Source organism: Microcystis sp. M_OC_Ca_00000000_C217Col (assembly GCF_007095585.1).
GTDB lineage: Bacteria > Cyanobacteriota > Cyanobacteriia > Cyanobacteriales > Microcystaceae > Microcystis > Microcystis panniformis.
In genome coordinates, this window is sequence record NZ_SFBV01000026.1 from 1 (window position 1) to 11,276 (window position 11,276).

General features: G+C 42.7%; 5 protein-coding genes and 1 pseudogene. 4 read left to right on the plus strand and 2 right to left on the minus strand.

Going from position 1 to position 11,276, the window contains the following annotated elements; genetic code table 11:
* Positions 1 to 69: 69 nt before the first annotated feature.
* The 3 genes and pseudogenes from EWV66_RS24295 to EWV66_RS01340 all read left to right on the plus strand — a co-directional run.
* Positions 70 to 732 (plus strand): annotated as a pseudogene (locus EWV66_RS24295) (calcium-binding protein); the annotation flags it as partial.
* A 491-nt stretch (positions 733 to 1,223) separates the two neighbouring features.
* The gene (locus tag EWV66_RS01335) at positions 1,224 to 4,223 is read left to right on the plus strand and encodes a beta strand repeat-containing protein (protein WP_502706141.1); all 3,000 of its coding nucleotides are present in this window, start codon (positions 1,224 to 1,226) and stop codon (positions 4,221 to 4,223) included.
* Between the two features lie 736 nt (positions 4,224 to 4,959).
* Complete coding sequence (locus EWV66_RS01340) at positions 4,960 to 5,430, plus strand: hypothetical protein (protein ID WP_287108602.1); 471 nt, start codon at positions 4,960 to 4,962, stop codon at positions 5,428 to 5,430.
* Between the two features lie 29 nt (positions 5,431 to 5,459).
* Here EWV66_RS01340 and EWV66_RS01345 read toward each other — a convergent pair whose 3' ends face one another.
* A complete protein-coding gene (locus tag EWV66_RS01345; protein ID WP_287108603.1) occupies positions 5,460 to 7,349 on the minus strand; it encodes an ABC-F family ATP-binding cassette domain-containing protein in 1,890 nt (629 codons plus the stop codon).
* A gap of 190 nt (positions 7,350 to 7,539) precedes the next feature.
* Positions 7,540 to 9,213 (minus strand): chaperonin GroEL, encoded by a 1,674-nt coding sequence (groL, locus tag EWV66_RS01350; RefSeq protein WP_016516009.1) that lies wholly within the window; start codon positions 9,211 to 9,213, stop codon positions 7,540 to 7,542.
* Positions 9,214 to 9,477: 264 nt separating this feature from the next.
* Between groL and EWV66_RS01355 the strand changes: the two genes are divergently transcribed.
* The gene (locus EWV66_RS01355; RefSeq protein ID WP_287108605.1) at positions 9,478 to 11,262 is read left to right on the plus strand and encodes a hypothetical protein; all 1,785 of its coding nucleotides are present in this window, start codon (positions 9,478 to 9,480) and stop codon (positions 11,260 to 11,262) included.
* Positions 11,263 to 11,276 lie beyond the last annotated feature (14 nt).

Below are 11,276 nucleotides of genomic sequence, written 5' to 3' on the forward strand. Positions count from 1 at the left end.
ACAGGGGTCTTGAAAGATTTGCGCTTGTTGTGCGAAAATTTTTATCAATAAACTTTTGCTGTTACTGTCATGACTTCTACCCTGTTGCCGATTCTTCCTGCTGTTGACGATGTTTTGTTTAATTTCGCTCAATCTGATGGTTTTTGGGCGAATTTAGAAACCGCTTTTGGCACAAGTTATGATGTGGTTAAGGCGACGGAATTACGACAACAGTGGCAAAGCCGAAATTTTAGTCAAATTCCCTCGATTGAGATACTTAGTGATGAGGTTTTGGGGACGGCGAATGGTGCTTATGCCAGTAGTAAGAATAAGATTTATCTATCAGCATCTTTTTTAAATACAGCTTCGTTAGCAGCGATAGTTAATGTAATTTTAGAAGAAATTGGGCATTATGTGGATGCTCAAATTAATCCAGTGGATAGCGCGGGAGATGAGGGGGCAATTTTTGCGGAGTTGGTGCGGGGAAATAGTCTGGATGTGGCAACCTTAGACGCTTTACGAGTAGAGAATGACCAGACAACAATTATAATAAATGGGGAAATTATTCAAGTAGAACAGGCGAATTTTACGGGGACTAATGGGAATGATAATATTACGGGAACTTCTGACAGTGATAATATTTCTGGTTTAGATGGCAATGATACTTTAAGTGGTTTGGGGGGAAACGATAATATTTATGGAGGTAATGGTAATGACTCTCTTGACGGTGGGGATGGAGATGATTACTTTACCACTGATGCGGGTAATGACACGATAAATGGTGGTAGTGGTAATGATCGCTATGATGCTAACTACAGTAATGCTAGTAGTGGTTTAACCATGACCTACGACAGCGCTACCGGGAGTGGGACAATTACTGTCGGTACGGAAACTGATACCTTTACTTCGATTGAGAGTTTTGAAGGGTTTAAGGGAACTGAGTATAATGATGTCATTTTTGGCGGTACAGCAATGGGAATGATGTCCTCAATGGGGGTGCTGGTAATGATCGGCTTTTTGGTGGTAGTGGGAATGATACCCTACAAGGAACAGATGGCGGTATAGGAGAACAAGATTATCTAGAAGGAGGAACAGGAAACGATCGCTTTATCCTTGCAGATACAACAAAGACCTTTTATGATGACGGTAACAGCACCCTTCCCGGTGATAACGACTACGCGACAATTGCTGACTTTAACACCACTAACGATATAATTCAATTACGGGGTTCAAGTAGTAACTATCTGTTATCGGTTTCTGGTTCTAATACTAAACTCTACATCAACAAACCAGGCAGCGAACCAGATGAACTGATTGCTTATATCACTGATCAAACAGCATTAAGTCTAACTGCTAGTTATTTTAGCTATGTTTCTAGTCCGACTCTTCCCAGTATTACCCTTGCAGTTTCTCCCGCAAGTGTTACTGAAGACGGAACAGCTAACTTAGTCTATACCTTCACCCGTACCGGAGTAACCACTAATCCCTTAACCGTCAATTACACCCTCGGAGGGACAGCTACCCTTAATACCGACTACACTCGTACAGGGACTAACAATACAGTCACCTTTGCTGCTGGTTCATCCACTGCTACCGTCACAATTGACCCCACTCCTGACACAATAGTAGAAAGTAACGAAACCGTTGCTTTAACTCTCGCGACCGGGACAGGTTATACAATAGGTACGACCACCCCAGTGACGGGGACGATTACCAATGATGATTTACCTAGTATCACTCTTGCGGTTGCTCCTAGCAGTGTGACAGAAGATGGTACAACAAATCTGGTTTATACCTTCACCCGTACTGGTGTAACAACAAATGCTTTAACAGTCAATTACACCCTCGGAGGGACAGCTACTCTCAATACCGACTACACTCGTACAGGGACCACCAATACAGTCACCTTTGCTGCTAATGCTACCACTGCGACGGTAACAGTTGACCCTACTGCTGACACAATAGTAGAAAGTAACGAAACTGTTATTTTAACCCTCGCTTCTGGGACAGGTTATACAGTAGGTACGACCACCCCAGTGACGGGAACAATCACCAATGATGATGTCACCCTTCCCAGTATTACTCTTGCAGTTTCCCCCAGTAGTGTTACTGAAGATGGGACAACAAATCTAGTTTATACCTTCACCCGTAGCGGTTCTACTACCAGCGCCTTAACCGCTAACTATACAGTTGGGGGGACAGCTACTAATGGAACCGATTACGCTTCTATTCCCACCAGTGTCACCTTTGCTGCTGGTTCATCCACTGCGACTGTAACCGTTGACCCCACTGCTGATACAACAGTAGAAAGTGATGAGACTGTTATTTTAACTCTTGCTTCCGGGACAGGTTATACAGTAGGTACTCCCAACGCAGCCACGGGAACAATTACCAATGATGATACCAGTGTCACTCTTGCGGTTGCTCCCGCAAGCGTCACCGAAGACGGAACAGCTAATCTGGTTTATACCTTCACCCGCAACGGTGTAACAACAAATGCTTTGACAGTCAATTACACCCTCGGAGGTACAGCGACTCTTAATACCGATTACACTCGTACAGGGACTAACAATACTGTCACCTTTGCTGCTGGTTCATCCACTGCGACGGTAACAGTTAACCCCACTGCTGACACAATAGTAGAAAGTAACGAAACTGTTATTTTAACCCTCGCGACCGGGACAGGTTATACCGTAGGTACTCCTAACGCAGCCACGGGAACAATTACCAATGACGATACCAGTGTCACCCTAGCAGTTTCCCCCGCAAGTGTGACTGAAGACGGGACAACTAATCTGGTTTATACCTTCACTCGTTCTGGTGTAACAACAAATGCTTTAACAGTCAATTACACCCTGGGAGGGACAGCTACTCTTAATACTGACTACACTCGTACCGGGACTAACAATACAGTCACCTTTGCTGCTAATGCTACCACTGCGACGGTAACAGTTGACCCTACTGCTGACACAATAGTAGAAAGTAACGAAACTGTTATTTTAACCCTCGCGACCGGGACAGGTTATACCGTAGGTACTCCTAACGCAGCCACGGGGACAATTACCGATGATGATAGCACTGTCACCTCGCAACTCTCCATCAACGACATCACCGTGGTGGAAGGTCAAAATAGTAGTGCAATCCTCACTGTTACTGTCAATAACCCCAATCCACAACAAATTACTGTCAACTATACCACTGCACCCATTGATGCTACCGCTAATGTAGATTACACTAGCCAGACAGGAACCCTCACCATTGCTGCTAATACTTCCACTGCTACTATTAGCATTCCCATCCTCAATGATAACCTCAATGAACCTGATGAAGCTTTTACAGTAACCCTATCAAATCCGGTTAATGCTACCATCAATCCCGACGAAGCAATTGGACAAGTAATTATTACTGACACCCTACAAAGCGCAATTACTCGCACCTTACCCACTAATGTGGAAAACCTCAGACTAATTGGCAGTAATAATATTAATGGTACGGGTAACGCTGGTGACAATAAAATCACTGGAAATAGCGGTAACAATATCCTCGCTGGTGCTAATGGTAACGATATTTACTGCTTCAATGCTTCAACCCCATTAGGAAGCGATACCATCCAAGAAACTACCACCGGCGGTATCGATACCCTCGACTTTACTGGGACAAATACCGCAGTAAGAGTTAACTTAGGTGTTACTACTGTCCAAACCGCCGTCACCAATAATCTAAGATTGACTTTTTCGGCAAATAACACCATCGAAAATATTATTAGCGATAGCGGTAATGACCGACTAACCGGGAATAGCCTTAATAATACTCTAACTGGTGGTGGTGGCAACGATCAATTAACTGGTCAAGACGGAAACGATAGTTTAATTGGTGGTTCCGGCGATGATTTACTTACTGGTGGTAATGGTAGCGATAATTTTATCTTCAACAGTAGTAATTTAGGCATCGATGCCATCAGCGATTTCACTTCGGGCAGTGATAAAATAGTATTAAGTAAAGCCATCTTTACTGCCTTACAAAGTAGCATCGGCAATGGCTTCAGTCAACCGGCTGAATTTGCCAGCGTCGATGACGATGATTTAGTCGCCACTAGCAGTGCTTTTATCGTTTACAGTAACAGCAGTGGCAGCATCTACTACAATCAAAATGGTAGTGCTGCTGGCTTAGGAAGTGGCTCTGAATTTGCCAGTTTGTTGACTGTTCCTACCCTGATAGCGACTGATTTTGCACTGATAAATTAACCTAGTCACACAGCCACTAATTTTAGGCGTAGGGTGCGTTAGGTGGCTAACAATTCCGTCAAAAAAACACGCATCAACAAGCCGCCGTAACGCACCACCTCTATTATTAAATCGGTGCGTTACGCTATCGCGCTTCACCCCTAAGAGTAAGCGGACAACTCAAATGAACCAAACAACCGCCAATTATACCAATTTTCAATAGTCGTGACTAACATCTAAAAGCGCAATTCCTGTCCGAGAGCGGAATTGCGCTTTGGAATAATCAACTAAGTCTGTCATCACTTTTGAAAAATGATATTATGATGAACCCTGGAAAGAAGCATTAACCGAGTATTTTGAAGCGTTTTTATGCTTCTTTTTTCCCGAAGTTAACCTAGAAAACGGGTTTCTCGGAGAAACCCGTTTTCTGGACTTTAAGACAAAAAAACGTTTCGCTGACAAACTCTATTCAGTTATCAGTTATCAGTGACTAAGTAGGTGGGTGGAATTAAATATAAGATGAACGTAGGTTGGGTTGAAGCATGAAACCCAACTCCCGATTATGTTACGCTACCGCTAACCCATCCTACAAATAATTGTGCCTCCCTACTTAATTGGAAGCAAGTAGCAATCCCTTTGCTATAATAGGGTCTGCTGAAAAGGTTTTTCCTGGTGGCAGGGTGTGGGGTGTGGGGTTTTACCGATTTTGTTCCTACCTCACCATTAGGATAACTGCTGTAAATGAAATAACCGACTAATGAAAAAGATAATATTGACTTTACTATTAGCTTGGCTTTTAGTTGCTAACATGAATAGCCAAGGAGTTTTAGCAGTGACGCTCGATTTTCAATGGTCGGGAAATCAAGGTTATACAGCTAAAGGTTCTTTTAGTTATGATGAAAAAACGGCCCCGACTATCTTTTCGGAAAAAGGTTCGGGAAAAACGCAAGTTTTAGAAAATTTTCAGGTATCTTTTTATGATAACATTGGTCAAGAGATCGCTAAATACGATAATGTCAGCCAGGGAATTTCCTCGGCTAATTATTTTCAGTTTAATTTTAATACCAAAACCGGTCAAGTTTTCGGCTCGATCGATCTGGGGGGTGAAGGGATGGGGGAAATCTATCTTCAAGGGGTGGTTAACGATAATTTGGCACTCTTGCGGGTGGAGTCGGTAGATCTGGTCATGGATGAGGATGATTCACCAGAAATTATCACTCAGTTTTAACTAAATTGATCGGGAAAATAGGGATCATCCTAGCCTAATTTTTCCGCTAATTCTAACCAGCGATCGGTTAAATTATCAATTTTTTGACTTAATTGAGCTAATTCTTCGGTCAGAGCGGTTATTTTAGTAAAATCTTCTAGGGGTTCTCCATAAAGTACCTTTTCAATTTCGGCTTTTTTTGCTTCTAAAATTGGTATTTGTTTTTCGATATCTTCGTATTCTTTTTTCTCTTTAAAAGAGATTTTCTTATTGACGGGTGAGGGAGAAGCTTTAACAGTTTTTGGGGTGACTTTTTTTTCTTTTGGTTCCTCCTCCTCTTTTTTCTGATCGAGATAAAGGGAATAATTACCCGGATATTGACGGATATTACCCCCGGTTTCAAAGGCAAAAATAGTATCAACTACTCGATCGAGAAAATAGCGATCATGGGAAACAACAATCACACAACCGTTAAAGTCCTCTAAATATTCTTCTAAAATTGCTAAAGTCTGCACATCGAGATCATTGGTGGGTTCATCTAAGATTAAAACATTAGGCGCACTCATCAAAACTCGTAGTAAAAATAAGCGTCTTCTTTCTCCTCCAGAAAGTTTATAAATTGGTGCATACTGTTGATCGGGAGGAAAGAGAAATTTTTCTAACATCTGGGAAGCGGTAATCACGCTGCCGTCTAGGGTTTTGACTAATTCGGCCACACTTTTCAGATATTCGATCACTCTTTGATTTTCGTTGATATTGAGATCATCGGATTGTTGATCGAAGTAACCAATATGAATAGTGGAACCGATGTCAACCGTGCCTGAATCGGGGAGAGTTTTCCGGGTAATAATATCCATGAGAGTAGATTTTCCTACCCCGTTACTGCCAATAATACCGATGCGATCTTCAGGGGTAAAAATATAGGTAAAATCTTTAATTAAAGTGCGATCTCCGTAAGCTTTCGAGATATTTTCTACTTCAATAACTTTTTTGCCGATGCGTCTTCCTGCGGTGGCAATATCGACTTTTCCCTCCACCTGTTTAAATTCCTTATTACCCATTACCTGAATGCGATCAATCCGCGCTTTTTGTTTGGTACTGCGCGCTTTTGGTCCCCGGGATAACCATTCTAATTCCCGTCGTAAAACTCCCGCGTGTTTGCGTTGACTACTGGCGATCGATTCTTCCGCTAAAGCTTTTTTTTCTAGATAATAGGCATAATTACCGGAATAAGTAGATAAATCTCCCCGATCGATTTCAATGATGCGATTAGTCACTCGATCGAGAAAATAGCGATCGTGAGTAATTAATAATAATCCTCCCCGAAAACGGGACAAATAACTCTGTAACCACTCCACGGAAAGCGCGTCTAAATGGTTGGTGGGTTCATCCATCAATAAACAGTCAGGATCGGCTAAAAGTGCGGTAGCGATGGCGATTCTTTTGCGATATCCCCCCGATAAATCTCCCACGCGAGCATTAAAATTATCGATGCCCAGTTTACTTAAAATAACTTTAGCATTGGTTTCTAAATCCCAGGCGGCAAGTTTATCAATTTGTTGCGAAACCCTTGACAAACGTTCCATAATAGTATCCAGATTTTCTGGCTCATGGACAAGGCGATCGGACAATTCCTCGTATTCCTTAATTAAAGTCATACTTTCGCCACTATCGGCGAAAACCTGCTCTAAAACCGTTTTATCATTGTCTAGATCGGGTTGCTGGGGTAAATAGACGATTTTCATCCCGGAATTGATTTGAATTTCGCCACCATCGATCGCTTCTAACCCGGCGATCATTTTCAATAGGGTCGATTTTCCCGATCCATTCGTACCGATCAGGCCGACTTTATCGCGATCATCGAGACTAAAACTCGCATCTTTGAGAATTTCCTTGATACCGAAGTCTTTTTTGAGCGATCGAACCGTCAGCAGTGTCATGATTTCTGGGAATAATCCTTCTTTTCTAGTGTAGTGTCTGGACTAATGCAAAGGATAGATTAAGCAGGTTCTGCTGAAAAAGTTTTTCCCGAGGAAAAAAAACCTGTCCCTAATGCCGACGATAACGAGAAAAGGGACAGATTGGCTCAATTGCATGAGATTATTTTCAGGGGCCAGACGGCATTAGGAATTACATCATGCCCATGCCACCCATGCCACCCATGCCGCCCATGCCACCCATGCCGCCCATGCCGCCCATATCGGGGGCTGCGGCTTCTTTAACGGGTTTTTCGACCACGAGGGCTTCCGTAGTTAGGACCATACCGGCGATAGAAGCGGCGTTTTGAACGGCTGACCGTACCACTTTAGCCGGATCGATAATTCCGGCGGCGATTAAGTCTTCGTACTTGCCGGTGAGGACATTGTAACCGACGCTAAAAGCGGTTTCGCGCACACCTTCCACGATCACATCCCCTTCCACACCGGCGTTATTAGCTAACTGACGCAGGGGGGCTTCTAGGGCTTTGGCGACGATATCGGCGGCGACTTTTTCCTCATCGTTAGTCAAAGAAGCTTTGAAAGCCTTCACCTTAGAGGCCAGATGAATCAAGGTTGTACCACCGCCCGGGACGATACCTTCTTCCACGGCGGCTTTGGTGGCATTGAGGGCATCTTCGATGCGGAGTTTGCGATCCTTGAGTTCGGTTTCTGTGGCTGCCCCGACTTTAATCACGGCCACACCGCCGGCTAATTTAGCGATGCGTTCCTGTAATTTTTCCTTATCGAATTCGGAATCGGTTTCTTCTAACTGTTTTTTCAGTTGGGCGAGACGTTTCTGCACATCGGCCTTATTGCGGCTGTCCCCAGAGGCGACAATAATTGTATTGTCTTTCTCTAGGGTGATTTTTGCCGCTTGCCCTAGCAGATCGAGGCTAACCGTGTCAAGACTCAAGCCCACTTCTTCGGAAATCAGACGACCGCCGGTGAGGATGGCGATATCTTGTAAAACCGCCTTGCGACGTTCCCCAAAACTGGGGGCTTTGATAGCGACGACATTTAGGACTCCCCGGGCCTTGTTGACCACTAGAGTGGCTAAGGCTTCGCCGTCCACATCTTCGGCGATAATTAATAGGGGACGACCTTGACGAGCAACGGCTTCGAGGACGGGGACTAATTCAGCGATCGCACTGATTTTTTTATCGGTAATCAGGATCAGGGGGTTGTCGTACTCGACGATCTGTCTTTCTTGATCGGTGATGAAATAGGGAGAGATATAACCGCGATCGATCTGCATCCCTTCCACTACTTCTAATTCGGTGGTTAAGGATTTCGATTCTTCCACGGTGATTACGCCATCGGTGGTGACTTTTTCCATGGCGGCGGCGATCATTTTTCCCACTTCTTCGTCGTTGCCGGAAGAAACGGTGGCCACTTGAGCGATCGCATCTCCGGCGATCGGTTTAGCGACGGCGGCGATTTCTTCCACCAGATAGGCGATAGTTTTGTCTAGTCCGCGTCTTAAAGCGACGGGATTGGCCCCGGCGGTAACGTTTTTGAGACCTTCTTTAATCAAAGCTTGGGCGATGATGGTGGCGGTAGTGGTGCCATCTCCCGCTAAATCTTTGGTTTTTGCCGCTACTTCCTGAATTAATCTCGCCCCGGTGTTTTCGAGGGGATCGGACAATTCGATTTCTTTGGCGACGGTGATGCCGTCATTAACGATCTGGGGGGCGCCGTATTTCTTTTCTAACAAGACATTGCGTCCTTTCGGACCGAGGGTGATTTTTACCGCATCGGCCAAGGCGTTGACACCTCTTTCTAGGGCGCGACGGGATTCATCTTTAAAGGCAATGATTTTGGACATGGTATCGCTGTTGTGATAGGACTCCTTATAGTTAATTTAGCACTCTTAGGGCTTGAGTGCTAAGATGCGGCTGCGGTCATTGAGGAGATAACGATGTTGAGGAGATAACGATGTTATGTCCCTACGGCAGACTGAATTGAGTTAAAAAAATAAAAATTTATCAAGATTTATGAATAATTGCAGAAAATCAATGATAACTATTGTAGCATCTGGAAGCTAACCGAATTTTAGCCCATTTTCGCCTTTTTTTAGGAGAAGACAATCATGATTAATCTAAATCCTGCTATCGAACAAAAAATTAATCAATTTATTCTGGAAACCCAAAATAAATTTAGTCAGGATAAATCAGCTACCCTTGCTAGTTACCAAACAGAAGCCAAAACAATCACTCAAGAGACTAATAATTTAAGAGATGAACTTATTCAAAAACTAGGTGAATTAACTTTTTCAGACCCTTTACCTAGCAGAGAAGAATTAGAAAAACAAATAATAGCCCATACAGATCAGCTTGTGGAGACAATCCACCTTCTATCTACGGGCAAAAATTCAGAAACTCCTCTTGATACTTTCAGCCAAGAAACTGATAGTTTAGTTGCAACAATTACGATTCTATTCGATGCTAATGCTAACGATGCAAACTTGCCAAAACTCAAAGAAAAACTAACTGCTTGGCAAACAAAAGTTAAAGATACTTTGGTTAAATTTTCCACGACTGTGGAATTACAACAGAAAAATGAGTCTTTGATTGCTGAACTGAAGGATAAATTAGACAAATATAGTTCAATTCCTGAAGTAGATGAACCCTTTGAAAAGTTAGTCAAGGAATTTAAAGATAATTTTGCACAACTACAAGTACAAGAAGAAAGTGTTTTATTTCAAACTTTAGACGATTTAATCAATGAAATTAAAGCTAGAGATGAGGGAATCAAACTAAATAAAAGAATTGATATTTTGCTGGAAAAAACCCAAGAACAAGTAGCGGGATTCCCTCAAGAATTAGACCGGGAAGTACAGGGAGAATTAGCCAAATTAATTAAAATACTAGGGATGGCACAGGTGGAACTCAAGAACATTTCCAAACCTGGTGATATCATGCAAGTAAAGTCGGTGGTAGATGCTGGAGAAATTGCGATTAAATCTTTAATAGGTAAACCTAATATTATTCTGGCACAAAAATTACGCTATGCCGCCAGAACGGGATTAAGAAAAACCCAGACAGGTTTTTGGACTCGTCTAGCCGAATTCAGAGATAATCTGTTCCATTCTTTCAAAATACCTACAAAAGTTTTAATTGGATTAGTGTTAGCTCTCCCTTTGAATTGGGGTATTATGAACTCCCTTCCAGTGAAAGATTTGCTTATGTCTTTACCTCCAATCAATACTGAGGGTAAAAGTAACCAAAATACTGAAGACAAAGACGGAAATTTTAGACTCTTGATATTGATATTGATGACAGGCACTTTAGGGGGAGCAGTTAGTCTTCTAACTCGTTTGCAAGATTTTGATAATCCCAAAAACCAAAAATATGACGATGACCTCTTGCCATTTATAATTGGTCTAACTAAGCCGATTTTAGGGGGAAGTTTTGCTTTCTTTATTCTGCTAATTCTTAACTCTAATATTTCTCCCTTAGAAATTCGGGGTGGCACTGAAGATAATCGGAATGGCATCTATTTATATGGACTTTTAACAATGGCTTTTGTGGCTGGATTTAGCGAACGTCTTATTCCCGATTTAATTAATCAAGTGGAGAAAAAAGTAACTGTAGAGGCTAGTTCCACTGGACAGGGACTACCTCCAACGATTCTGATCGCTCCCTCTAGCGCAACTTTAGCATTAAATGGAATCCAAGAATTTATCATTAATCCCGTTGGTAACTACACCATCACAATCTCACCGCCAGACAGCGGTAAAATTGATAAAAATACCACTGATGCCAAATTTACCTACACTGCACCTGCACAAGGAAATAATGGGGATAAAATTACTATTACTGCTACTTCTGATTCTGGACAAACTGCCAAGGCTACGGTCACTTTAACTGCATAAAAAAAGACCAAGAG

What these genes read in the sequence shown, in the direction of transcription:
- EWV66_RS01340 (WP_287108602.1), top strand. Translation starts at nt 4,960, where the DNA reads ATGAAAAAGATAATATTGACTTTACTATTAGCTTGGCTTTTAGTTGCT.
- EWV66_RS01345 (WP_287108603.1), bottom strand. Translation starts at nt 7,349, where the DNA reads ATGACACTGCTGACGGTTCGATCGCTCAAAAAAGACTTCGGTATCAAG.
- groL (WP_016516009.1), bottom strand. Translation starts at nt 9,213, where the DNA reads ATGTCCAAAATCATTGCCTTTAAAGATGAATCCCGTCGCGCCCTAGAA.
- EWV66_RS01355 (WP_287108605.1), top strand. Translation starts at nt 9,478, where the DNA reads ATGATTAATCTAAATCCTGCTATCGAACAAAAAATTAATCAATTTATT.